The 24,190-nt window shown below is 69.3% G+C and carries 20 protein-coding genes; 6 read left to right on the top strand and 14 right to left on the bottom strand.

The features are described 5' to 3' along the window. The first annotated feature begins 18 nt into the window (after window positions 1-18). The 3 genes from OIE53_RS06865 to OIE53_RS06855 all read left to right on the top strand — a co-directional run bounded on the left by OIE53_RS06865 (window position 19) and on the right by OIE53_RS06855 (window position 5,762). The gene (locus tag OIE53_RS06865) at window positions 19-1,086 is read left to right on the top strand and encodes a DUF2855 family protein (protein WP_327025726.1); all 1,068 of its coding nucleotides are present in this window, start codon (window positions 19-21) and stop codon (window positions 1,084-1,086) included. A 203-nt stretch (window positions 1,087-1,289) separates the two neighbouring features. Beyond that, window positions 1,290-3,296 carry an NACHT domain-containing protein gene (locus tag OIE53_RS06860; RefSeq protein WP_327025725.1) on the top strand — a complete coding sequence of 669 codons (2,007 nt, stop codon included), beginning with the start codon at window positions 1,290-1,292 and terminating at the stop codon, window positions 3,294-3,296. Between the two features lie 765 nt (window positions 3,297-4,061). Continuing rightward, complete coding sequence (locus OIE53_RS06855; protein WP_327025724.1) at window positions 4,062-5,762, top strand: helicase-associated domain-containing protein; 1,701 nt, start codon at window positions 4,062-4,064, stop codon at window positions 5,760-5,762. On the opposite strand, the gene OIE53_RS28415 is transcribed toward OIE53_RS06855, so the two are convergent. Then, window positions 5,731-6,072 carry a glyoxalase superfamily protein gene (locus OIE53_RS28415; RefSeq protein ID WP_442791380.1) on the bottom strand — a complete coding sequence of 114 codons (342 nt, stop codon included), beginning with the start codon at window positions 6,070-6,072 and terminating at the stop codon, window positions 5,731-5,733. The genes OIE53_RS06855 and OIE53_RS28415 overlap by 32 nt on opposite strands. A gap of 622 nt (window positions 6,073-6,694) precedes the next feature. On the opposite strand from OIE53_RS28415, the gene OIE53_RS06850 reads away from it, so the two are divergent. Both OIE53_RS06850 and OIE53_RS06845 read left to right on the top strand, forming a co-directional pair. Next, window positions 6,695-9,079 carry a non-reducing end alpha-L-arabinofuranosidase family hydrolase gene (locus OIE53_RS06850; RefSeq protein ID WP_327027108.1) on the top strand — a complete coding sequence of 795 codons (2,385 nt, stop codon included), beginning with the start codon at window positions 6,695-6,697 and terminating at the stop codon, window positions 9,077-9,079. A gap of 133 nt (window positions 9,080-9,212) precedes the next feature. Continuing rightward, window positions 9,213-10,574, top strand: coding sequence for a poly(ethylene terephthalate) hydrolase family protein (locus OIE53_RS06845; protein WP_327025723.1), 1,362 nt, complete (start codon window positions 9,213-9,215; stop codon window positions 10,572-10,574). Between the two features lie 117 nt (window positions 10,575-10,691). On the opposite strand, the gene OIE53_RS06840 is transcribed toward OIE53_RS06845, so the two are convergent. Then, complete coding sequence (locus OIE53_RS06840) at window positions 10,692-11,327, bottom strand: response regulator transcription factor (protein WP_327025722.1); 636 nt, start codon at window positions 11,325-11,327, stop codon at window positions 10,692-10,694. Then, window positions 11,279-12,595: a sensor histidine kinase gene (locus OIE53_RS06835; RefSeq protein ID WP_327025721.1), complete on the bottom strand. Its 1,317-nt coding sequence runs from the start codon at window positions 12,593-12,595 to the stop codon at window positions 11,279-11,281. Before OIE53_RS06835 ends, OIE53_RS06840 begins: the two co-directional genes overlap by 49 nt. A gap of 99 nt (window positions 12,596-12,694) precedes the next feature. Between OIE53_RS06835 and OIE53_RS06830 the strand changes: the two genes are divergently transcribed. After that, the gene (locus OIE53_RS06830) at window positions 12,695-13,726 is read left to right on the top strand and encodes a fatty acid desaturase family protein (RefSeq protein WP_327025720.1); all 1,032 of its coding nucleotides are present in this window, start codon (window positions 12,695-12,697) and stop codon (window positions 13,724-13,726) included. 41 nt (window positions 13,727-13,767) lie between these two features. Here the strand turns inward: OIE53_RS06830 and OIE53_RS06825 are convergent, their stop codons facing one another. The 11 genes from OIE53_RS06825 to OIE53_RS06775 all read right to left on the bottom strand — a co-directional run bounded on the left by OIE53_RS06825 (window position 13,768) and on the right by OIE53_RS06775 (window position 24,145). After that, window positions 13,768-14,625 carry an AAC(3) family N-acetyltransferase gene (locus tag OIE53_RS06825; protein ID WP_327025719.1) on the bottom strand — a complete coding sequence of 286 codons (858 nt, stop codon included), beginning with the start codon at window positions 14,623-14,625 and terminating at the stop codon, window positions 13,768-13,770. 16 nt (window positions 14,626-14,641) lie between these two features. Then, on the bottom strand, window positions 14,642-16,759 hold the full coding sequence (locus OIE53_RS06820) for a tetratricopeptide repeat protein (RefSeq protein ID WP_327025718.1): 2,118 nt from the start codon (window positions 16,757-16,759) through the stop codon (window positions 14,642-14,644). Further along, window positions 16,759-17,337, bottom strand: a complete 579-nt coding sequence (locus OIE53_RS06815) for an RNA polymerase sigma factor (protein WP_327025717.1) — start codon at window positions 17,335-17,337, stop codon at window positions 16,759-16,761. The genes OIE53_RS06820 and OIE53_RS06815 overlap by 1 nt, the downstream gene beginning before the upstream one ends. Window position 17,338: 1 nt before the next feature. Further along, entirely contained in the window at window positions 17,339-17,611 is a 273-nt protein-coding gene (locus OIE53_RS06810) for a hypothetical protein (protein ID WP_327025716.1), read from the bottom strand. Between the two features lie 54 nt (window positions 17,612-17,665). After that, a complete protein-coding gene (locus OIE53_RS06805; RefSeq protein WP_327025715.1) occupies window positions 17,666-18,694 on the bottom strand; it encodes a methyltransferase in 1,029 nt (342 codons plus the stop codon). Continuing rightward, on the bottom strand, window positions 18,691-19,854 hold the full coding sequence (locus OIE53_RS06800; protein WP_327025714.1) for an aminotransferase class V-fold PLP-dependent enzyme: 1,164 nt from the start codon (window positions 19,852-19,854) through the stop codon (window positions 18,691-18,693). Before OIE53_RS06800 ends, OIE53_RS06805 begins: the two co-directional genes overlap by 4 nt. Next, window positions 19,851-21,113, bottom strand: a complete 1,263-nt coding sequence (locus OIE53_RS06795) for a tryptophan 2,3-dioxygenase family protein (RefSeq protein ID WP_327025713.1) — start codon at window positions 21,111-21,113, stop codon at window positions 19,851-19,853. The genes OIE53_RS06800 and OIE53_RS06795 overlap by 4 nt, the downstream gene beginning before the upstream one ends. Window positions 21,114-21,199: 86 nt before the next feature. Next, window positions 21,200-21,886, bottom strand: coding sequence for a tryptophan 2,3-dioxygenase family protein (locus tag OIE53_RS06790; RefSeq protein ID WP_327027107.1), 687 nt, complete (start codon window positions 21,884-21,886; stop codon window positions 21,200-21,202). Window positions 21,887-22,083: 197 nt separating this feature from the next. After that, on the bottom strand, window positions 22,084-22,449 hold the full coding sequence (locus tag OIE53_RS06785) for a nuclear transport factor 2 family protein (RefSeq protein WP_327025712.1): 366 nt from the start codon (window positions 22,447-22,449) through the stop codon (window positions 22,084-22,086). A gap of 65 nt (window positions 22,450-22,514) precedes the next feature. Further along, window positions 22,515-23,333 carry a MerR family transcriptional regulator gene (locus tag OIE53_RS06780; protein ID WP_327025711.1) on the bottom strand — a complete coding sequence of 273 codons (819 nt, stop codon included), beginning with the start codon at window positions 23,331-23,333 and terminating at the stop codon, window positions 22,515-22,517. Next, window positions 23,330-24,145, bottom strand: coding sequence for a TioE family transcriptional regulator (locus OIE53_RS06775; protein WP_327025710.1), 816 nt, complete (start codon window positions 24,143-24,145; stop codon window positions 23,330-23,332). The genes OIE53_RS06780 and OIE53_RS06775 overlap by 4 nt, the downstream gene beginning before the upstream one ends. Window positions 24,146-24,190: the final 45 nt, after the last annotated feature.

Genomic DNA, 24,190 nt, shown 5'->3' with positions numbered 1-24,190 from the left:
TCTGCCTAGCGTCACCTCATGGCTGACTCGTGGACCTTCGCCGTGGCCCGTGCCGACCTCGCTGACACCACTCTCGTCGACAACTCCGTGCCCGCGCTGGCCGACGGGGAGGCGCTGCTGCGGGTGGACCGGGTAGGGCTGACCGCCAACAACGTGACCTACGCGGTGCTCGGCGAGGCGATGCGCTACTGGGAGTTCTTCCCACCCGAGGCCCGAGGGCTGGACCGTCGGTGGGGGCTGCCGCCGTTGTGGGGCTTCGCCGAGGTGACCGCCTCCACCGTGGCCGGGGTCGAGCCGGGCCAACGGGTCTACGGCTACCTCCCGCCCGCCGGCCATCTGGTGGTACGCCCGCAGCGGGTGGACGCCACCGGGTTCCGGGACGCCAGCGGCCACCGGGTCGACCTGCCCTCGCCGTACAACGCGTACCGGTCGACCACCGGGGACCCCGCCTACCGGGCCGAGCAGGAAGACCTGCTGATCCTGTTCCGGCCGCTGTTCTTCACCTCCTTCATGCTCGCCGACCAGATCATCGACAACGACCACTACGGCGCGCAGTCGCTGGTGCTGTCCTCGGCGTCGAGCAAGACGGCGTACGCTGCCGCCTTCGAACTGCACGGTCGCGGACCGCGCCTGATCGGCCTGACCTCGCCGGGCAATGTCGCCTTCACCCGGTCACTCGGCTGCTACGACACCGTGCTCAGCTACGACGACATCGACACCCTCGACCCGGTGACCACCGTCTACCTGGACCTGTCCGGTTCACCCGCCACCCGGGCCGCCCTGCGCAGCCATCTCGGCGACCGGCTGATCCGGGACATCGCCGTCGGGCTCACCCAACAGACCCCCAACGCCGACGCCGCCGGGGAGGTCTTCTTCGCCCCGGTGCAGATGCGCAAGCGCAGCCAGGACTGGGGCCGCGACGGCCTGGACGCACGGTTCACCGATGCCTGGCAGCGCTTCGTCCCGGTGCTCAACGATCGGCTCGACGTGCAGGTCGGCAACGGTCCCGAGGCGCTGCGGCACGCCTGGCTGGACGTCCTCGCAGGCCGCACGCCGCCACGGGTGGGTCACGTCGTCCAACTCTGACCAGCTGTCCGGCGGCCCGGACCTCGTCCAGCCAGCCGCCAGGCGGTGAGGCGACCACCCCGACACCACCCGCGACTGCCGATAGGGGCTGATCATCAGCGTGTCGCATCGATCACGGTAGGTAGGGTGTGGTGGTGGCTGGCAATCGGGTCGGGGGCCGAGGGCGGCGCATTGCCTGGGGTGCGGGGCTTCTGATCCTGGGTGTGGTGCTTTACGTGCTGGCCCGATCCTTGCACGACAATGACGTGCTGGAGGGGCTCGACAAGGTCTTCAGCATCATCGGAGGCATGTCCGGCCTCCTCGGGCTGGCCTTGACGGTCCGGGCGGTGCGGTCCGCCGATGGCCCTGCCGGCACTCGTGGCGGGCAGGCGGATTCGTCGGGGTTGGACGGACTCGCCACCGCAGTGGAGCAGGTGTGGCGTCCAGAGCTGCACCGTCGCCGGCTGGCCAATCCGCATCCCCTGCCCGTCGCCTGGACCACGATCGGCCCGCCGATCGCCGACCACTGGAGCAACATTCGCAGTGACGGCGACCCCACGCCGCTGAACCTTGACGATTGCCTCGATCTGCGTAGCCCCGACGCTCTGCACCAGGTCCTGACGGACGAGCGGCTGCGCGGCCGGGTCATCCTGCTCGGTGAACCCGGCGCGGGCAAGACCACACTGTTGTTGCGCGAGGCCCTGCGCCTCCTTCGGGCCCGCACCCCGGAAGACCGGGTGCCGGTGTTGTTGCGCCTGCCCACCTGGAACCCGGACGAGCAGACCCTCGAACAGTGGATCACCGCCCAACTTGCGACCGAGTACGGCCACCGCAGCCCCATCACCACCAGTCAACTACTGCCGCTGCTCGACGGCCTCGACGAAATGCCCGCTCCGCGCCGAGCACGCGCTGTCCAAGCCATCAACAACACATTCGACCCCGACCAACCACTCGTGCTGACCAGCCGCACCACCGAGTACCTCGACACCCTCACCGGACTGCCCGGCACCACGATGGCCGCCGCCGCGGTACTGGAACTCACCACCATCGCCGCGGACGTGGCGTGTGCATACCTGCAGCGGACCACCAACCGCCCCGGCGACTGGGAAGCAGCATTCGACCGCGACACCGACGGACGGCTGGCCTCGGCCCTCAATGCACCCCTGTGGGTCGACCTCGCCCGCCTCACCCACACCGACCCCCACCAGCCCGACAATCAGCCCGGCAGACTCCTCGACCTGCCCGACACCGTCACCATCCGCACCCATCTCCTCGACCGGCTGATTCCTGCCGCCTACCCCGATCCTCCCGAGCCAGACCCCACAGGCCACACCTGGCACCGTGCAGACGCCGACCGGTACCTCCGCAACCTCGCCCACCACATGCACCGCCGCAACACTCACGACCTAGCCTGGTGGGAACTCGTCCACACCCTTCCCCGTCCCATACGGCTCGCGTTCGGGCCCGCGTTCGGGCTCACACTCGGATCGGCGATCGGGCTCGCATTCGGGCTCCCGCTCGGGGTCGCGCTCGGGCACCGGCTCGGGCTCCTGCTCGGGCTGATACTTGGACTCACGAGCGGGATCGCGTTCCTCGCCGAAGGCGGGTTCACATTCGGGCTTGCGTTCGGGAACATGACTCCATCTCGACGGCAGATAATCTGGCGATGGTCGAGCCGGTCGTTCCTGCGTCGGAACGGATCCGGGCTCGTGGCCATACCCGTGGTGGGGCTGGTGGGCTGGCTCGTGGTAGGGCTCTCGGGCGCATTCGTGGCGGCGCTCGTGCTAGTACTCATAGTTCTGCTCGCCCACGAAGCCAGTACGTCTCTCAACGGCGGCGACGCCGAAATCACCGCCTCTGATCCGCTCACACTCCTGCGCAACGACCGGCGTCGAGCGCTGGCAAACGGGCTCGCGTACGGGCTGGCGTGCGGGCTCACCTTCGGGATCGCGTTCGGGATCGCCGTGGGGCTCCTGGTGGGGCTCACGCTCGGGCTCACCGTCGGGCTCATGCTCGGGCTCACCGTCGGGCTCACCTTCGGCCTCTCGGTCGGGTTCGTGACGGCCTCATGGGGGCCGTTTCAATACGCGCGGCTGTGGTGGTGCATGCGGAAAGATCTGCCCTGGCCGCTCATGGCATTCCTTGCCGATGCCCATCGGCGAGGAGTGCTGCGCCAGGCTGGCGGCGTCTACCAGTTCAGACACAGTCTGCTGCGCGACCGGCTCATCTGACACGACCACAGGACGCGCGGATCTGCTGCCGCCTATCGCGCGCTATCAACTGTCACGACAGTCGGATGGAGCGGGTGCCGGTTTCGTCGACCTGTTCTGGCGTGGTCAGGTCCAGGCCTGTTCGAGGGCCAGGGCCAGTCGCCTGGTCCACTGCTCGGCGGTACCCGAGATACCGGGGTACTCGTCGGTGAAGTTGGTCCAGTCGACTTTCCAGGACAGCACGGTCTCGGCCGTGAAGCAGCTTCCATGCCAGCGCCAGCGAGGCGGGTGCGGCCAGCATCGGCTCGTCGACACCGGGCAGGGTCAGCATCTCCGGTGGGAGCGGAAGTCGTTCGCCGGCCGCCAGATCGGCGACCGCCGTGCTGGGCAGCAGCAGTTTGACATGATGCTCGAAGTACCGGCCACTCGGCTCGGCTGTCGCCTGCTCGTCCGACTGCGGTACGCCGACGCACCATGGCGCCGCCTCGATCTTCGAGCGGCATGGGTGAACGCCCGCCGCGCGCAGTTCGCGTTCCCAACGCTGCACCGCGGCCTGCTGCTCGGTCAGGGTGCCTGCGGGAGTTGGACAGTTCGCCGGGCGCGGAGTCTGGCGGCTGGCGGGTCGCGTCAGGCGGAAACGGTCCGTGCGGTTGAATTCAGGGCGTCGCCGTGTGTCCTGGGAGCGCCGCCGTGAGTCCATATGATCAGCTTGCTGGCCTTGACCTGCCGACCCTTCAGGTGTTGGAGGCGGCTCTGGCGCTGGGTGGCCTGGTCACCGAGGCGGAGGTGTCGGCGTTGGTCGGCGCCGACGCGACGCCGTACCTGCAGCGTGCCGCCGATGCGGGGCTTGTCGCGCGGCTACGGGGCCGGCTCACGGTGAACGGCGTACTGCGAGAGGTCTTCGCCCGTCCGCTGGGTGTCGGCCCGGCCGCTGGTCAGCTCGCCACCATGTTGAACGCCGAGGATCTGAAGGTCGTGGCACGCAACCTGGGGCTGCCGACGAAGGGCCGCAAGGCGGACCTGCTGGAGGCGGTGGCGGAGTTCTTCCTCGACACGGACAACGTGCACGCTCTGGTCAAGCGGATGCCCGGCGCGACGCGGACGGTGTTGGAGGAGGCTGACCGGGACGGTGGGCAGATCCGCCGCTACGGCGGCAGCAGCATCGCACACCGGAGTCGGTATCAGAACCGCTATCGGCAGGTGCATCCGCTGGACTGGGCCGAGGAGCACGGGCTGGTCTACCGCGTGACCTGGGAGGAGTATCAGCTGGCGGGGCAGGTCGCGCTCGCGGTGCGAGGAGTGGGCTACCGGGCTCCGTTCCAGCCGCAGGAACCACCGGTTGCCTGGCACACGCCGGATGCTTCGGCAGTGCGCCGCGACGCACAGGCCCAGGGCATTGCCGTGGTCGGGCTGTTGTCGACGCTGCTGGACGGGGCTGGACGTGAGCCGCTGGCTACGGTCAAGGCCGGCGGCGTGGGCGCGCGCGAGCTGACCCGGACGGCGAAGACCCTGGGCGTGACGGTTCCGACCGTGCGGCTGCTCCTGGCCGTCGCCCATGAGGCCAGGCTGGCCGACCTCGACGAACGCGTGATCCCGACGGCCGCGTACGACCGTTGGCTCAAGCTCGGCCTGAACCAACGGCTCGCGGTGATGCTGAAGGCATGGCGCGAGCTGGACTATCTGCCGTCGTCGCAGACTGGCCCGTGGGTTCCGGAGCACCGCCAGAGCTGGTCTACGCAAGCCCGGATGGCCGCGCTGCGGGCGTTGGGTGACCGGGCCACGACGGACCTCGAGCAGACGACGCAATGGATGTGGTGGCGGCAGCCGCTGACCTTCGGCGGCACCGCGACCGTACGCGGCCTGCTGGACGAGGCCGCAACCCTGGGGATCCTCGGTGCGGGCGCGATCAGCCCGGCCGGGCAGGCACTGCTGGCCGACACGGACATTGCCAAGGCAGTCGGCGACCTGGGTGAGGTCGTTCGTACCGCCCGGCTGCAGGCCGACCTGACCGCGGTCGTGGCGGGAACACCGAGCCCAGAGCTAGCAGAACTCCTCGGTGCGACCGCCGTCGTCGAGTCCCGCGGCGTAGCCACGACCTGGCGCTTCAGCCCGGCTACGGTACGCGGCGCGTACGACGCAGGCTGGACCGAGCAGCGTCTGACCAGAGCCCTGACGAAGATCGCCGAAGGCCGCCTGCCGCAGCCGCTGGTCTACCTGCTCGCCGATGTCGCCCGCCAGCACGGATCAGTACGGGTCGCGCCCGCCGCCAGCACCCTGGTCAGCGACGACACCGCGCTGCTGGCCCAGATCTGCGCCGACAAACGGCTGGACAAGCTCAACCTGCGTCTGCTCGCCCCCACCGTGCTGGCCAGCCATGCCACCACAGCCGACACGACGGCCGCCCTACGCAAAGCCGGCTACGCGCCCCGCCAGCAGAACGCCGACGGCCGCGACGTCATCGAGAAGACCCGCCGCCACCGCGCCTGACGAGCTGGTCAGCGCAGGTGGCTTGCCACCTTCTTCCGGAGTGCGGGCAGCTTCGGGTAGAAGGCGTTGCCGGGGCATTCGGTGGCCATCCAGTCCCGGTGTCCGGAGATGGTGTTGACCGCCAGCTGGGTGCCGCTGACCGGATTGACGAAGGTGGTCGCGGCATGCCCGCTCGGGCGATTCCCACATAGCGCGGCAGGTCGGGCGCGAACCGGTGTTCCCACTGCTTGACGAAGCCAAGCCGCTCGTACCAGCGGGCGGAGGCGTCGGCATCGGCGACCCGCAGAACAGGCGCGAGATGTTCATCCATCGGTTCAGTATCGATGCCCGCCCACCAGGATCGCCGCATACCCGATCCGCCATCACTCGGGATCCCACGACCACACGCCCGACGACGTTGCCCTCGTTAGCGAGAACGGGACGGGCCGGGCCCACATGCCGCGTCGCCAGGTGCGCCGAGTCCGCCGTCCCGAGCATCGATCGAAACGCTACCGGTTACTTCCCGAAACTACCGGTTGAAAAGCCGGTAACTTTCTGCCAGCCTGATAGCCACCAATCGATGTGATCGCTAACACGGTCCTCGGCCCCTGGAGGCGCCTCACGGCTGACGCGGCTCACCCGTTCGCCCGGCGACACGTCCACCACCTGCAGTTCCACGCCGCACCACATCGGGCGGACGCATCGGGCGCATTCACCGCCACCTTTGACCTGCTAGTCAGGTGACCAGTGCCGACCGCCTCCCCGGTAGCCCGGCGAGGTGGGTGGGCTCATTTGTGGGGCGCCGCCACCGCAGCCGCCCCTATCCGCGACAGAGGCTCTCATCCCATCAGTGGAGGATCTGCATGATCTCCCGGAACCGTCCCTCCGGGCGTCGACTTCGAACGCTCTCCCTCTCCGGAACAGCCGCGATAGTTGCGGTACTCGTCGTGTCGATGCTGCCCAACCTCGCCCACGCCGCCGAGTCCACCCTGGCCGCGGCCGCCGGTCAGTCCGGCCGGTACTTCGGTGTCGCCGTGGCGGCGCACAAGCTCAACGACGGCGTCTACACCGGAATCCTGAACCGTGAGTTCAACTCGGTCACGGCCGAGAACGAGATGAAGATCGACGCCCTGGAGCCGCAGCAGAACAACTTCACGTTCGGCACCGCGGACCGGATCGTCAACCACGCCCTGTCCCGGGGCTGGAAGGTCCGGGGTCACACCCTGGCCTGGCACTCCCAGCAGCCGCCCTGGATGGAGCGGATGGAAGGGCAGGCGCTGCGTTCGGCCATGCTGAACCACGTCACCCGGGTGGCCACCTACTACCGCGGGAAGATCGACTCGTGGGACGTGGTGAACGAGGCGTTCGAGGACGGCAACAGCGGTGCTCGGCGCAACTCCAACCTCCAGCGCACCGGTGGCGACTGGATCGAGGCGGCCTTCCGGGCCGCCCGGGCCGCCGACCCGGGTGCCAAGCTCTGCTACAACGACTACAACACCGACAACTGGACCTGGGCCAAGACCCAGGCGGTCTACAACATGGTGCGCGACTTCAAGCAGCGCGGCGTGCCGATCGACTGCGTAGGCTTCCAGTCGCACTTCAACGCCCAGTCGGCGTACAACAGCAACTACCGCACCACCCTGTCCAGCTTCGCCGCCCTCGGGGTGGACGTGCAGATCACCGAGCTGGACATCGAGGGCTCCGGCAGCCAGCAGGCCGACACCTACCGCCGAGTGGTCCAGGACTGCCTCGCGGTGCCGCGCTGCAACGGCATCACCGTCTGGGGCATCCGGGACAGCGACTCCTGGCGTTCCTACGGCACCCCGCTGCTGTTCGACAACAACGGCAACAAGAAGCAGGCGTACAACTCGACCCTGGAGGCGCTGAACGCCGGTGGCACCACCCCGCCGCCGACCACCCCGCCGCCCACGACGCCTCCGCCCACCACCCCGCCGCCGACCACCCCGCCGCCCGCCGGCTCCGCCAGCGAGATCGTCGGCAGCCAGTCGGGCCGGTGCATCGACGTACCGAACGCGTCGCAGAACAACGGCACCCGGGTCCAGCTTTACGACTGCAACAAGCAGTCGAACCAGTCCTGGACCCACACCGCCAGCAGGCAACTCCAGGTGTACGGCAACATGTGTCTGGACGCCGCCGGCACCGGCAACGGCGCTGCCGTGCAGATCTACGCCTGCCACAGCGGCACCAACCAGCAGTGGAACGTCAACTCCAACGGCACCATCAGCAATGTCCAGTCCGGGCGCTGCCTGGACGTCTGGAGCACCGCCAACGGCGCCCAGGTCCAGCTCTACGACTGCCACACCGGTGCCAACCAGCAGTTCCGGCTCGTCTCCCTCGGCGGTAGCAACCCGCCGCCGACCACCCCGCCGCCGACGACCCCGCCGCCGACCAGTCCCCCGCCGGGCACCAGCTGTGACCTGCCGTCGTCGTACCGGTGGTCCTCGACGGGTGCGCTCGCGCAGCCGAGGGCGGGTTGGGTGTCGTTGAAGGACTTCACCCACGCCCCGTACAACGGCCAGCACCTGGTCTACGCCACCACCCACGACACCGGCACCACCTGGGGTTCGATGAACTTCGGGCTGTTCTCGAACTGGAACCAGATGGGCTCGGCCAGCCAGAACCAGATGCCCTTCGCGGCGGTCGCGCCCTCGCTGTTCTACTTCGCCCCGCGCAACATCTGGGTACTCGCCTACCAGTGGGGTGGACCGGCCTTCTCGTACCGGACCTCGACCGACCCCACCAACGTCAACAGCTGGTCGGCGGCCCAGACCCTGTTCACCGGGTCGATCTCCAACTCCAGCACCGGCCCGATCGACCAGGCCCTCATCGGTGACGACCAGAACATGTACCTGTTCTTCGCCGGGGACAACGGCCGCATCTACCGGGCCAGCATGCCGATCGGGAACTTCCCGGGCAGCTTCGGATCGAACTACACCACGATCATGACCGACACCACGAACAACCTGTTCGAGGGCGTGCAGGTCTACAAGCTCCAGGGCCAGAACCGGTACCTCATGATCGTCGAGGCCATCGGGTCGCAGGGCCGCTACTTCCGGTCCTTCACCGCCACCAGCCTCGGCGGCACCTGGACCCCCCAGGCCACCAGCGAGAGCAACCCCTTCGCCGGCAAGGCCAACAGCAACGCCACCTGGACCAACGACATCAGCCACGGTGAGTTGATCCGCTCCAACGCCGACCAGACCATGACCATCGACCCCTGCAACCTGCAACTGCTCTACCAGGGCCGCGCCCCCAACTCCGGCGGCGACTACGGCCTGCTGCCCTACCGTCCGGGCGTACTGACCCTGCAACGCTGACGGCGTGCAGATCCGGCTCGGGCACAGCCGGAGCGGGCGGGCTCGGCACCAGCCGAGCCCGCCCCACCCTTCACCACTCCACCACCAGGAGGTATCCACCGTGCAAGGACAGGCACACCATCCCCCACCCGCGGTGACCAGCGACCGCGTGCCCAGCTTGCGGGGACGGCTGGTCAAGCTCGCTGCGGCCGGGATCGCCGCCGCCGTCGGGCTGCTCACCGTGACGGTCGCAGCCGGATCGGCCTCGGCCGCTGACAACCCGTACCAGCGGGGCCCGGACCCCACCCGGACCAGCGTCGCCACCGAACGCGGCCCTTTCGCCAACACCTCGGTCAGCGTCCCCAGCGGGTACGGGTTCAACGGCGGCCGGATCTACTACCCGACCGACACCAGCCAGGGCACCTTCGGGGCCATCGCCATCTCCCCGGGTTACACCGCGTTGTTCTCCGCCGAGCTGGCCTGGATGGGACCCTGGCTGGCCTCCCACGGCTTCGTCGTGATCGGCATCGAGACCAACAGCCGTAACGACTTCGACACCGCCCGAGGCACCCAGTTGCTCGCCGCGTTGGACTACCTGACGCAGCAGAGCCCGGTACGCGACCGGGTCGACGCCAGCCGACTGGCCGTCGCCGGCCACTCCATGGGTGGCGGTGGGGCGCTGAGCGCCGCCATGCGACGTCCGTCGTTGAAGGCGGCGGTCGGCATCACCCCGTTCTCGCCGTCGTCGAACCTGGCCAACGACCGGGTGCCCACGATGGTCATCTCCGGGCAGGCCGACACGGTGGTCACCCCCTCGTACGCCCTCGACCTGTACAACAGCCTTCCGTCCACCACGGAGAGCGTGTACGTCGAGGTCGCCGGCGGGGATCACGGGTTCATGGTCGGGCGGTCCAACCCGGTGATGATCCGGACCATGCTGCCCTTCCTGAAGATCTTCGTCGACAACGACGCCCGGTACAGCCAGTTCCTGTGCCCGCTGATGGACAACAGCGGTGTGGTCACCTACCGCAGCACCTGCCCGCTGATCGACACCCCGACCACCCCGCCGCCGACCTCTCCCCCGCCGACGGATCCGCCACCCACCACCCCGCCGCCGACCACCCCGCCGCCCAGCTCGGCCACCCAGATCGTCGGGGTCCAGTCCAACCGGTGCATCGACGTGCCGAACTCCTCCCGCAACAACGGCACCCGGGTCCAGCTCTACGACTGCCACGGACAGGCCAACCAGTCCTGGACCTACACTGCCAGCAGGCAACTCCAGGTGTACGGCAACATGTGCCTGGACGCGGCCGGCACCGGCAACGGCGCAGCCGTGCAGATCTACAACTGCCACGGCGGCACCAACCAGCAATGGAACGTCAACTCCAACGGCACCATCAGCAATGCCCAGTCCGGGCGCTGCCTGGACGTCTGGAGCACCGCCAACGGCGCCCAGGTCCAGCTCTACGACTGCCACGGCGGCAACAACCAGCGATTCAACCTCGTGGCTCGCTGATCGCGACAGACAAGCTGTTCGAGTGCAGGCCGGTCGGCAGGGTGCAGGGCCAGATCCGACCCTGAACAGGCCAGACCGGAAACGGGCGGGCTCGACCTCACGTCGGGCCCGCCCGGATCAGCTGTTGAGGTACGCCAGGACGGCGAGGACCCGTCGGTTGGCGTCATCTGAGGGCGGCATGTCAAGTTTGGTGAAGATGTTGTTGATGTGTTTGCTGACGGCCTTCTCGGTGATCCGGAGCTTGGCCCCGATCGCGGCGTTGGAGCGGCCTTCGGCCATCTCACCGAGCACCTCCCGTTCTCTGGGGGTGAGCACCGCCAGCGGCTCTCGGCGGGCGAGGAGTTGCGAGATCACCTCAGGGTCCATGGCCGTACCGCCGGCGGCGACCCGGCCGACGGCGTCGACGAATTCACCGACGTGGGACACCCGGTCCTTGAGCAGGTAGCCCACGCCGCCGTGCGGCGTGCTGAGCAGCTCGCGGGCATACAAGGGCTCGACGTGCTGGGAGAGCACGAGGATGGGCAAGCCGGGAATCTGGCTACGAGCCGCTATCGCGGCCTGCAGACCTTCGTCGGTGAACGTCGGCGGGAGGCGGACGTCGACTACCGCCACCTGAGGCCGGTGGGTGATCAGGGTGGGCAGCAGGGCCGGGCCGTTGTCGACGGCGGCGACGACGTCGAAGTCGAAGGCCCGCAGGATGCGGGTCAGCCCGTCCCGGAGGAGCGCGTGGTCCTCGGCGATGACAACGCGCACGGCAACTCCATGGTGATGACGGTGGGCCCGCCGAGCGGGCTCGACAGAGCCATCGTGCCATCGAAGGCGGCGAGGCGGCGTTCGATGCCCCGCAGACCGGTACCGGCCACCGGGTCGCCGCCGCCCACGCCGTCGTCGGCGACCACCATCGTCAGTGTTCCGTCCCCGTGCCGCAGGGACACCGATCCGGTGTGGGCACGGCTGTGGCGGACCATGTTGGTCAGCGTCTCCGCGACGGCGAAGTACGCGGCCGACTCGACGGGTGTGTCGAGTCGGCCGGGCAGGTCGACATCGACCGTTATCGGCATGGGCAGGCTGTGCGCCAGCGCCCGCACCGCCCCGTCCAGTCCGCGTTCGGCCAACACGGGTGGATGGATACCACGGACCAGGTGCCGCAGCTCGACCAGTGCGGTGCCGCTGGCTTCACGCGCTTCAGCGAGCATCTCGTGGGCTGCGGCCGGGTTCCGGTCGATCAGTTCGTCGGCGAGACCGATCGTCATGCCCAGTGAGACGAGCCGAGCCTGGATGCCGTCGTGCAGGTCGCGCTCGATGCGGCGCAGCTCGGCCGCCTGGGCGTCCACCGTGTCGGCGCGTGTCACGGTCAGCTGGGTGACCCGCAGGCGGAGTTCGGCGGCCTTGGTCGGTGCCAGGAGGAGTCGGGCGAAGTACGCGTCGACCCGCCGTAGCCACGGCGCCAGCCACAGACCGCCGGCCAGGGTGGCGGCGCCTTGCGGCAGGCAGATCAGCCCTTCACTGAACGTGTCGATGGACCAGACGGCACCGTAGCCGTACCAGTCGGTGCCGAGCCAGATCCACAGCGGCGTCAGCGTCAGACCCATGATCCCGTACAGCGGCACGGCCAGAGAGATCACGCCGAGGACAGCCCCGACGATCCCGCCGGGCAGGAGCCAGGCGAGGTCGCGCCAGGTGGCTGGGTCCGTGACGATCCACCGGAAGCGCCGCCAGCCGCCGGCGATGCCCCGCTGCGGGGGCGGATGGTAGGGACGTGGCACCGGGACCCCGGCCCGTGCGGCACGCCTACGTTCGAGATCCGCCCGCTTCCGGACCAGCGTCGTCGTCAAGCACACCAACGCCATGCCGAGCAGCGGCACCGGGACCAGCACCAGCGCCAGCAGCGATACGCCGAGCAGCGCGACGTTGGCCAGGGCCAGGCCGATAGCGGCCAGACCGGCCAGCACCGCGCGCACACCCCGCCGCGCCCACTCGTACGTCCGCTCGTCCGGCCCGGCCATGTCCACGGTTGTCATTGTGCCCACGCGATCGCCGTTTCTCGGTGGTGCTGGCACCCCCTTCGACGGGGAGACAGCGTTCCTGACAGCGCCCGTCCGAGGCGGTCTGCTGGGATCATGATGACTTCCACGAACCCGTCGCAGTCGACGACCGGCAGTGATTTCGCCGTCCTGTCCCGCCGGATCGTCGACGCGGGGTTGATGCGCCGCCGGCCCGCCTACTACGTCGCCCGGCTGAGCATCGTCACGCTGATGTTCGTCGGCGGCTGGACGGCCTTCTTCGCCATCGGCTCCTCCTGGTGGCAGATGATCACCGCCGTGTTCCTCGCCGTCACGTTCGCCCAGGTCGCACTCGTGGCGCACGACCTGGCGCACCGCCAGGTGTTCCGCACCAGACGCCCGAGCGCGGTCGCCGGACTGCTGGCCGGCAATCTCGGCATCGGGATGAGCTACGGCTGGTGGATGGACAAGCACACCCGTCACCACAACAACCCCAACCACGACGACCTCGACCCGGACGTCGCCCCCGAGGTGCTCGTCTGGACCACCGAGTCGGCCCTCGGCCGGCGCGGGCTGAAGGGCTTCATCACCCGGCACCAGGGCGCACTGTTCTTCCCGCTGCTCACGCTGCTCGCTGTCAGCCTGAAGGTGTCCAGTGTCAAGGCGTTGCGTGACGGCACGGTGAAACAGCGGGGTGTGGAGGGCGCACTGCTGATCCTGCACGCCGCCGGCTACCTCGGCGCGCTGGTGCTCGTGCTCTCGCCGCTGCAGGCCGTCGCCTTCCTGCTGCTGCACCAGGCGCTGTTCGGCGTCTACCTCGGCATGACCTTCGCCCCCAACCACAAGGGCATGCCGCACCCGACCGGCACCGAGGACTATCTCCGCAAGCAGGTGTTGACCGCCCGTAACGTTCGGGGAAACCGGCTGGTCGACGCGGCGCTCGGCGGTCTGAACTACCAGATCGAGCACCACCTGTTCCCCGGTATGCCGACGCCCAACCTGCGTAAGGCACAACCGATCGTGCAGGCGTACTGCGCCGAGATCGGCGTCGCCTACGTACAGACCAGTCTCGTCACCTCCTACCGCCAGGCCTTGCGACACCTGCACGACGTGGGCGCACCCGCACGCGCGGAACACGCGCGGCGCTGATCCAGCCGCCGGTGTCAGCCCTGTCACGCCGAGATCCGGCTCTATCTCCGGCCGTCGTCGCGCCACGCGATCCTCCCCATGGTGATCGGGCCTCCGGCGATGGCGTCTCGACAGAGCGGGCATTCGGCGTCAGGACAGTGGGTGATGTCCGGCTGGGCGACGATGGCGGCTGTGGCGGCGGCAAGGGTCTGCCGGGCTGGGAAGGCGCGCCAGCGCGAGGCACCGACCATGATGCTCTGGGCGAGAGAACTGAGGACGGGCTCCAGCTTCGGGAACCCTGCGGAGCAGGAGCCGACCTCGACCATGCGGATAGCGCCGTCGATGTCGCGCGCCCATCTGCGGAACATGCGGCGGCCGGACCGCTGCTCGGCCAGATGCAGGGCGGTCATGCGGTCGAGACCCACACCGACGAGCAGGATCACCCCATCGCGGTCGGCCAGCTCACGAATCGGCCCGTACACGTCTTCGGGGCTCTGGGCGCCGATGATCTCGGCGGCCTCCGGGCCGATCGCGGCGAAGGAGTTGAGGGGATGCCGTCCGCGTACGGCGTCGGGGCGCCCGACGAGCACGGCGGGTAGCAGGCCGAGCGCCGGATTGATCAGTCCGCAGCCGACCCGGTAGGGACCGGCCTCCAGCAGGGCGCCGTCGACCGGCAGGGCTGCGTAGCCCACGCCGTTGCGGGCCGGACGCAGGTCGGTGGGGGCAGCCACTGCGAACTGGGGTTCCGTGAAGGCGGGCACCATCACGGTGCAACCCCGGTCGAGCAGTGTGTCGAGGATGGCGTCGGCACCGCCGTCGAGGACCGTCCCGAAGGACCGCAGTGAGGTGTGCAGCATGACGGTGCGCCTGCTCAGGTGCAGACCTGCGAGGGCAGCGGCTAGGTGTTCCTCGGTGATCATGTGGACCTCCGAACGGTCAGGCCGGGTGTTCGGCGTCGATGATTTCCCCGCGCAGGAGCTCGTCCAGCGCGTACCGGGTGGCCTTGGTCTCGGGATGGTCGGTGCCCAGGGTGCGGTCGCGGCGCTCCAGGACCTGTCGGTAGAGGGTTTCCGCCTCGCTCCAGCGGCCCTGACACGCGATCGTCCAGGCGAGTTCGTGCAGGGTGAGCAGGACATGGGGGTGGTCGGCCTCGAGCACCTGACGCAGGTCGAGGAGCCGACGGTAGAGGGCCTCAGCCTCGGCCCATCTGTCCTGTTTGGCGGTGATCCAGGCGAGCGCGTGCTGGGTCTGGAGGGTTTGTGGCGCAAGATCGGAAAGGACACGTCGCCGGTCGCGCAGCACCTCCTCGAAAATCGGTTGGGCTTCGTCGAGGCGGCCCTGCCGGGCGATCGCGTACGCCAACTCGTGACGCGTGGTCAGGGTGTCCCGCGAGTCCGGCCCGAGGTGGAGCACGCAGTCGCGAAGGGTGTCCCGATAGCGTTGCTCGGCCTCGGCCAAATCGCCGAGCAGGCTGGCGATCCACCCGGACTCGTGGCGGCTGCGGAGGGTGTCGGGGTGGGAGTCGCCGAGGACCCGCCGTCGGATGTCGAGCACCTCCTGGTAGATGGTCTCCGCTTGGGTCAGATCGCCCCTGTTGGCGACGGTCCAGGCGAGTTGATGCCGGACCCGCAGCACCGCCGGATGTTCCTCACCCAGCGCCACACAGCGGTCGAGGGCGATCCGGCACAGCATGCCGGCGGCCCGGAACGCGCCGCTGTGGTTGAAGGCCCTGGCCACACCGGCGGTGGCGTCGGCCAGCCGGGCGAGGTGTTCGTGGTCCCCGTGTTCGGCCGCGGTTTCGAGCAGGGCCAGCAGGTGTTGGCTGAGCAGCCGATACTCCGGCCAGCATTCCGGCTGGCTGTGGCTGAGCTCCCCCAGCGCGCCGACCAGATGCGCGACTGCGGTCCGCCACACCTCCGGACCCTCAAGGCGGTCACGGTGGGTGGCGGTGACGACGGGATGCAGGGTGATCGCGGCGGAGTCGCTGCGGATCAGACCCACGCCTGTCAACCCGTCGAGCGCCTCCTTCAGGCCGCTCATGGACAGCATGCGCGTCGGGATCTGCTCGGGCGCATAGCAGCTGGCCAGCCGCAGTAGCGTCCGAGCCTGGGGGATGCCCTGCCGGGCCAGCCCGTCCAGAGAGATCTCCGCGGTACGGGCCACCATGGTTCCCTCACGGCTGCCGAGGGCCCGATGGTAGGCGGCGAAGGTGTGCGACTGCGCTAGCCCGGAGCCCAGGTAGGTCCCGGCCAGGTGCAGGGCGAGCGGCAGACCACCGATTCGACGCGCCAGGGCCAGGGCCTCGGACTCGTTCCCGGCCTGCGGCGCGAGATCGCGGAGGACCTGCGCGGCATCGACCTCATCCAGCTGACCGACCGCGAAGAGTCGGGCGCCCACCCACATGCGTGGGTCGGTTTCCCGGCTCGTCACCACGACCAGGCCGCGCTGCGACGCCCGCACCCAGCTTCGGCCGTCCTGGACACCCGCCGGCGAGTCCGCTGCGGCAAGGATCCAGGGATCGTCGGCGTTGTCGATGACGAGCAGCCAGCTTCTGGGCGAGCGTTCCAGCAGACGCCAGAGCCGGTCGGGGCCGTCAGCCGCCCCGTTGGCGATCGACTCCAGGTCCGTGGTGGAGCCGCCGAGGTCGCTCATCACCGTGGTCAAACCCTCGAAGAAGTTCGCCGGATCGGCGGCGGAGACCCACCACACCTGGCGGTCCCAGCTTCGCGCCCGCTGGGTCAGGGCGGCAGCCAGCGTGGACTTTCCGGAACCGCCCGCCCCGACGAGCACGGCGGGACCGCCCTCTGCGGGTCGGCGCGCCAGGGTCACCAACTCTGCCAGCAGATCGTGGCGCCCCCGCAGTTCCGGCTGCGAGCGTCGCACCGCGGCAGAGGGAAGGTCTTCCACGACGTCGACTTCCCGGTCGATCCAGGTCCTCAGGTCGTTCAGGCCACGTCTGAGGTCAAAGGGTGGGAACGCCTCTCCCCCGGCGGCGCGGGCGCGTCGGTAGACCTCGGCGAAGGTGAGCGGCATCCGCTCCTCGTTGTCGGTCATCACGCGGGCTCCCAGTCTTCCTCGTCTTCGATGAACGGCACCAGGTGTCCGACGCTGGCTCTCAGCTGTAGACGTGCCTCTCGCAGATGGACGCGAACCGTGCTCGTCGCCAGCCCGAGGTGGTCGGCGGCGCGTTTAACCTCCCATGCCTCACCCCAGACCAGGAGCGCGATCATCCGCCGACGTGGTGGCATCTGTTCGATCGCCTTCCAGCAACTGGTCAGGGCGATCATCAGCTCCACGTGCTCGGCCGTCTCGTTGTCGGACGGCGGGGGCAGGTCGGGGACATCGACGGCCAGATCGACCCGCTTCTGCTTTCTCCAGAGGTCGACGGCCTTGTTCCGGAGCACTTGACGCAGCCATCGTCTGCGCTCGTCGGAACCGAGGGGCTCGACCTTCTCCCAGGCGCGGACGGCTTCGTGGAACGTGATCTGCACCAGATCCTGCGCATCGCAGGCCCGGACCCACGAACGCGAGTGGGCGTACCGGTGCAGGTCCTCGGCCTCGAGCAGGTAGACCTGCTCGATCTGCTCGACCTGGGTTCTGGTGAGCTTCGGCCGGGACTCGACGGACCCCACATCACGTCCCTGGCTGCTGTCGGTGCCGATCTGCCTCGGCAGTCCAGGTCAGCCGCAGGGTCTGCCCGCCCGTCGCGTTCCCGCAGACGATCCGGACCGTGAGAGCGACGCGGGTCGGGGTGACCAGGTTGCCTCGCGCCTGCCACTCGGCTAGCAGGCTCATCGCGGTGCAGACGGCCAGCATGCCCGCCATCAGGGTGGTCGACTGCCAGGGCAGGGCGCCCGCAGTCAGGGCGGCCAACGCCGCCCATGCTCCGTGCTTGGGCAATGTCATCATCACACCCCACTGTCGTGCGGAGTGCCGCTCGCGTTTAGTCGTCTGCGTGAATCACTCTCGCCCGGACGGCTTGTACGCGGTGACGAGTTCCCAGGTGCCCGGCAGCACGGCCACCTCCTGGAAGCCGACCTCGGTGAGCAGCTTGGTGTAGTGGTCCGCCTCGCGGAGCCGGCTGACGCTGCTGTCGACGCCGATCAGGAAGTAGCTCCAGAAGAACTGCATGGCCAGTCGGTCCGGGGTGCGGAACTCCTCGCAGATCAGGAGCAGCCCACCCGGCTCCAACGCCGCGTACGCCTGCTGCACCAGTTCGCGGGCCACCGCGTTCGGCCAGTCGTGCAGGACCCGGACGAAGGACAGCGCGTCGTAACCGCCCGGTAGGGGTTCGAGGAAGAAGTCGCCGCCGACGAAACCGAGTCGATCCGCGTGGCCACGGGCGTCCCGGGTGGCGGCCACCAGTGGTGCCACCGCCGGCAGGTTGTACACGTCGGCCCGCAGGTCCGGCGCGGTGTCGAGGATGTGTGCGGCGAGGGTTCCGTCACCGCCACCGACGTCCAGCAGCCGATGCCGGTCCGACCAGAGCCGATCTGAGTGCCGGCGTACCGTCTCGATCGCCGGTCCCAGCCCGAGGGCCATGCTGCGCTCGAACTCGGCGGTCTGCTCGGCCGTCTTCGGTGGCCAGGCGAACCCGTCGTCGATGCTGACCTCACCACGCAGGCTCTCGGCCAGCCGGCCGTGCAACTGCCGCCACGGGTAGCGATCTCTGTCCCGTTCGGTGGCGTCGGGACCGACCACCGCGTTGACCGCGTCCCGCAGCCCCGGCACGGCGTGGTAGCTGGTCGCGCCGATGTCGTCGTCGGGCTCGTCGCGGGTCAGCAGCCCGAGGCTCTCGATGCAGTCGAGAAACTTGTACAGCCGCAGCGGAAGCACCCCGAACCGGGTGGCCAACGCGTCGAGGCGGACCGGTCCGGCCTCCAGCGCGTCGAGCAGTCCCAGGTCGAGTGCCGTGTGCAGCACGTCCATGGCCTTGGGGCCGTTGACGAGCAGACTCATCAACGCCCGGGGCGAGAGGGTGACGGTCACCGGCGCAACTCCTCTTCCAGCGCATCCATGAACAGGTCGATCTCGTCGAGGGTGTTGTAGACATGCGGGCCGACCCGCAGGTAGCCGCGCCAACTGCAGATCACGTCCCGAGCGGCCAGCCGCTGCTTGACGGCCTCGCCGTCGGGGATGTCCAGGCACACCACGCCGCCTCGGGCAGCGCTGTCGGTGGGGCTGACCACCGTGATGCCGGTGGCCTCGGCCCGATCCAGCAGCCGTTGGGTGAGCGCCAGCGAATGCCGCCGGATGGCGTCGGCTCCGACGTCGAGCAGCAGGTCCAGGCCGACCTGGGAGATCAGGGAGGTCAGCGGGTACGGTGTGCCGCCGGCGAAGCGACGGATGCCGGGCGCCCAGCCGGGCGACGGTCGGAAGGTCAGTGCCCGGTCGCCGGCCTGCCACCCGGTGGCTGCCGGAGTCAGCAGTGGCACCAGGTCCGGCCGGACATAGAGGAAGGCGGTGCCGGCGCCGCAGAGCCACTTGTGGGATCCGCCCAGGACGACGTCGACGCCGAGTGCGGTGACCTCCAACGGCACCACCCCGACGGTCTGGAAGGCGTCCACCACCACCAGCGCACCGACCTGGTGGGCTCGGGTCACCAGCCGGGACAGGTCGACGGTGGCCCCGGAGGTGAAGCTGGCGTGCGGCACGCACACCAGCAGCGTCCGCTCGTCGATCCGGGCTTCCAGCGCGTCCTGGTCGAGGTGGGGGCCACCGGTGCCGACCACGTCGAGCTGCGCGCCATATCGGGCGTACGCCCGGAAGATGAACGGCACCGTCGGATAGTCGAGATCCGTGATGACCACCCGGTTGCGGGGCGGGCGGTAGTCGAAACAGGAGGCCAGTCGGGCCAGGAAGGTGCTCAGGTTCGCGTCGGTGAGCACACTGCCCGGCGGCGCGCCCAGCAGGGCGGCCACCGAGTCGGCGTACCGGTCGAGGCCGATGTGCCAGTCCTGCCAGATGTCGTCGCGCCAGGTGCGTAGCGTCTGCCAGTAGTCGTGCAGCACCCGCTCGACACCCCTCGGCGCGGCACCGGTGGAGTTGCTGTTCAGGTAGACGCAGCTTTCCAGCAGGGGGAACTCCGCGCGCAGGGCGGCGTGTGCGGCGGCGTCGAGGCACCGGGGATTCCGCTCGGGCCGGTTCACGCGCAACGCCTTTCGTCCTGGTCGGGTGTGGCGACGTCGGTGGTCACGGCGGCGAAGACCGGGGCGGTGCTGACCGCTGCCAGGTAGGGCGTACCCTCGGTGTAGCCCGTGCCGGACCGCGCACCGAGCATCCGCACCGCGACCCGCAGATGGGTACGACGCCACTGCGTCAGGGCACCGGCGAACGCGGCCATCCGCCGTGCCACCAGGACGGCGTCCGCTCCGGTGAGCCGGCCGTCGGCAACCGCCCGCCGGTACGTCTGGTCCACTGTCGGCTGGCCGTCGCGTACCCGGGCCTGCACCTCCGGCACCGACTGGTAGGCGACCGAGTCCAGTCGGCCCACCTCCGGGGTACGGCACAGCGACTCGACCAGCTTGTAGGAGCGGGACTGGATCGCGCTGGCCCCCTCGGTGTACTGCCGGAAGGTGCGGAACGACTCCGGCTGCATGGTGGCCAGCAGGGAGAAGAGGGGAGCTGCGGTGCACAGCAGGTCACCCGCGTAGCCGAGTCGTTCGGCGGCGGCGGCCGGCGTGTCCCCCGCCAGGGCGGTCACTGCCGCCCGAAGTTCCTCGGCGACCCCGGCGAAGATGCACTCGTAGGCCTGGAGCACCCGGATGAACAGGTACTCGTCGTGCGTCACGTGGACCGGCAGCATGCTCAGCCGCAGCGACGGGTCCCCCGGGGAGAGCAGCGCACGGGCGACGGCGAGCAGGCCGGTCGCGGCAGTGGCCGGGGGGGCCACTCCGACCGCCTCGGCCACACCGAGACGAGCCAGCGCAGGAGCGACGGCTCGCACACCCAGCCGGCACCGTTTGGTCACCAGCACCGGTCCGGGCCGCTCCTGTGGAAGTAGCCCGGTGGTGTGCGCGGCGGCGGCCAACTCGAACGCCAGCGTGTCGGCGACCAGGCTGACGAGGAGCCGGTCCCGGACCCGCCGCTCGTCAGCGGCCTCCACTGTGGGCGGATCGTCGGTGGAATCCGGCAGTCGGAGCAACCGCAGGGCAAGGTAACTGCGATAGTCGTAACGGCCGTCCCACTTGTCGAGTGCGACGTCCAGGAAGTCGGTCAGCTGCCGGGTCGCGGCGTCGCCGCCGGCGGTGGCCCGGCGGGCCACCACCTGCCGAGCGCTGTCGAGCAGGGCGAGAAAATCCTTTTCGACAAAGTGTTTGCCGAGCCGGTGAAATTCGGCCAGCACCGGCGAGTAGGGAAAGCTGTGCGGTTCACTCGGGCCGGACAACCAGGAAGTCAACGCACGCACATGCCACCCCTCGAACTTGACGAGACCGAACCACGCTGACGGTCGAGGGATATGCCGTCGACCACAGAGCCCGGGGTTGAGCAGGGCTATCCGTTGGTGGTGAGGCTCATCCGCGCCTGCCACAGTGCGGGAAAGAATCGGTGTCCGGCGAGCTTTGCCAGCATGTTCGCCGCGCTACCGGGGCTGCCGGCCGGCCGATGCCCGCCGATTCGCAGTGCCACCTGGTAATGGCGGACCCGCCACACCGACACCCGTTCGTCCCACTCCACCATCGCCTCGGCGAGCCGGTGCAGCGGTTCTGACGGGTCGGTCGGGCACATCTCCGTCGCGGCGACGCCGTGCGTGGCGAGCTGCTCGTCGAAGGCACGGCCGAGCTTTCGGCTGGCTGACTGGACCTCTCGCCACCCAGGCGATTCTGCACCGGAACCGTTGCCCAGAGCAGGCTGCATCGCCTGGAAATCCACTGGTGAGAGATATCGCAACATCTCCAACTGGTCGGTGATCAATCGGACCGCGAGCGTCGCCCGGACCAGCAGCGCCTCCGCCGCCGCCAACTGCCCCGCAGCGACCTGTGCGGTCGCCTCCGCCAACTCCGCTGCCGCCAGTTTGAGCCACAACTCAGTCGACTGGTGCACCACCTGGAAAAGCAGTTCGTCGCGATGTATGACCTCGTCCGGCGATCGTTGCAAATCGAGCAACGCATCGATCCGCATGTAGCGTGCATAGTCCGTAGCGCCGTGGCCTGGCAAGACAGGCGAATGGTCGTGCTTCACGGAACAGCCCTCCGTCTGGGCGCTGGCGCCGAGATCAACGATGTTGCCGGCGGTCATCATCCAACGACGGACAGCAATGCGCCAGCCCTCGGTCGCCATGAGTTTCGGATCAATCCACTCACCGTGATGTGCACCCCCGCTCCGTCGGCCGCACGCCTCAAGCCACCGACTTGCATCGATGCGGAGGGCGGCATCGCCTACGGTTCGATCGTTAGCCGGATGATCGAGGTGCCGGCCAGGGTGAACCGGTAGTGCAGGTCCGCCGAGCCGCCCGGGAAGTTCCCCTCCAGATGCTGGAGCACATCGAACTGGGCTGCACCGATCCGATGAGCGCCGACGAAATCCGTGCTGTACGTGTACCGGCTGCCACTGTTGGTCAGCCAGGCCCGGATTTCTTCCCGCCCCCGGTAGGTGTGGCCCTCGTCCGTCACCACGGCGTCTACGGCGAACGCGCGCACCGCGGTCGCGGTGTCCCGGGCTTCGTGCGCGGAAAGGTACGCCGTGATCACGGCCGGCAACTCGGCCCAGGTGAGGGCAGCTTCGCGGTCTGATGTTTTGTGCATACCCCCACGGTCGGGTCTCCCCCGACGAGAAGGTCAAGTGCGCCGCTCCGGCGCCTCGGCTGGCGTCAGCCGGGAGTGAGTCGGAAGACCGGCCAACCGATCTCGGTACGCCACCGCCGGGGGTCCCCGGTGTCGCGGGGACCCGCCGGGTATGTCTCGTGGACGGGTCCGTCGATGCCCAGGGCGTGTGAGACGACCCAGTCCCCCAGCCGGCCGTAGGTGACATCGATGTCGTCGTGCGGGCCCGCATGGACGGTCACGGCCAGGTCGGCCGCCGGCAATTCGACAACCTCCAGCCGGCCGCCGCCGCGCGGGCTGCGGACCGGCCGGAAGACGGTCATGACGCCGACGCCGTCGGTGAAAAGCTCGTTGGCGTACCGGCCACCGGGCGGCCCGGCGCGTTCGGCCTGCGGGAAGGCGGCATCCAGCTCGTCCATGGCCGTGTCGAACCAGGCGAGTGAATTTTCGATCCGGACCGTCGCGCTGATGGCGACCACGGTCCGCGCAGGCACGGAACGCAGCTCGACCTCCAGTGTCGCGGCGTCCGGTCGCAGCAGCTGGCGCAGGGACACCACGGCCGCCCGCGTGCGGTCGAGTGCGGCCTCCAGCCGGCGCAGGTGACCCGCGATGAGTTCGGCGCGCTGCTGCGGATCGCCGGTCGTGATGATCGACCTGACTTCGACCAGCGGCACGTCGAGCTCTCGGAGCCGATGGATGACCTGCGCGGTCGCGATCTGGTCGGGCAGGTAGTACCGATAGTTCGTGTGCGGATCCACCGTCGCCGGCACCAGCAGCCCGGACTCGTGATAGCGCCGCAGGGTCCGTACGCTGAGGTGCGTCACGGTGGCGAACTCGCCGATGGTCAAACCCCTGCGCAACGTCACGGTGTCATCCTCGTGCCTCCCCTGGGGAGAGGGTCGACATTCCCGGTCGAGGCCTCGACGGTCTCCCCCGCGCCACCGGGCCGCACTGATGACCCTCTGGCGTCGAGGTACTCGGCGAGCCGGGCGGCTCCGGTGAGCAGGGCACGGCCGCGCGCGGTGAGCTGGTCCCGCCACTGACGCAGCGACGCGGCCAGTGGTTCGGCCCCACCGGCCTCGCGTACCCGACGCAGCACCTCGGCGATGTGGTCCAGCCGGTACCCACCCCGGCGCAGCAGGTGCGCGAGTTCGGCGTCGCGGACATCGTGCGGCGAGTAGGTGCGGTAACCGGTAGCCGGGTCCCGTGCCGGCCGCAGAATCCCCGCCCGTTCCCATTTACGCAGGGTAGCCGGGCGCACCCCGAGTCGGTGGGCCAGCACGCTGATCGGTACGGCGGTGCGGCGCGGCGGCTGCGGCTGCGCCCCGGTGAGGGTGGCGACGGCCGCCTCGACCGCGTCCAGGGTCTCCCGGTCGCGTTGTAGCAGCGCATGGCTGTGGTCGATCGTGCGCATCGCCCCGTCGATGTCGCCACGGATGACCGCCCGCATGATGTCGCCGCCGGCCGCGTAGCCGTGGCCCACGATCAACGCCAGGTAGGCGCTCAGCGCGGTGGCGTGCACCTCGGTGAACTGGCGGTAGCCGGTCGGGCTGCGCACGGCCGGTGGCAGGACCCCGTCGCGTTCGTAGTTGCGTACGGCTTGGGCGGAGAGGCCGTGGCGACGCGCCAGGTCGATCGGTCGGCGTACCCCTGGGGTGGAGGGTTTTGTGGGTGTCACCGTGCTCCGTTGCTCAAGAAGTCTCAACCCGTGGTTCAACGATAC

Source organism: Micromonospora sp. NBC_01739 (genome assembly GCF_035920385.1).
Taxonomy (GTDB): Bacteria; Actinomycetota; Actinomycetes; order Mycobacteriales; family Micromonosporaceae; genus Micromonospora.
The sequence above is the reverse complement of the archived record's forward strand: the minus strand, read 5'-3'. Positions and strand labels throughout refer to the sequence as shown.

Bases quoted from the DNA above. Each gene is read 5' to 3' on its own strand.
- OIE53_RS06865 (WP_327025726.1), top strand. From the start codon at position 19: ATGGCTGACTCGTGGACCTTCGCCGTGGCCCGTGCCGACCTCGCTGAC.
- OIE53_RS28415 (WP_442791380.1), bottom strand. From the start codon at position 6,072: ATGGATGAACATCTCGCGCCTGTTCTGCGGGTCGCCGATGCCGACGCC.
- OIE53_RS06850 (WP_327027108.1), top strand. From the start codon at position 6,695: ATGCTGCCCAACCTCGCCCACGCCGCCGAGTCCACCCTGGCCGCGGCC.
- OIE53_RS06835 (WP_327025721.1), bottom strand. From the start codon at position 12,595: ATGACAACCGTGGACATGGCCGGGCCGGACGAGCGGACGTACGAGTGG.
- OIE53_RS06830 (WP_327025720.1), top strand. From the start codon at position 12,695: ATGATGACTTCCACGAACCCGTCGCAGTCGACGACCGGCAGTGATTTC.
- OIE53_RS06825 (WP_327025719.1), bottom strand. From the start codon at position 14,625: ATGATCACCGAGGAACACCTAGCCGCTGCCCTCGCAGGTCTGCACCTG.
- OIE53_RS06820 (WP_327025718.1), bottom strand. From the start codon at position 16,759: ATGACCGACAACGAGGAGCGGATGCCGCTCACCTTCGCCGAGGTCTAC.
- OIE53_RS06810 (WP_327025716.1), bottom strand. From the start codon at position 17,611: ATGACATTGCCCAAGCACGGAGCATGGGCGGCGTTGGCCGCCCTGACT.
- OIE53_RS06785 (WP_327025712.1), bottom strand. From the start codon at position 22,449: ATGCACAAAACATCAGACCGCGAAGCTGCCCTCACCTGGGCCGAGTTG.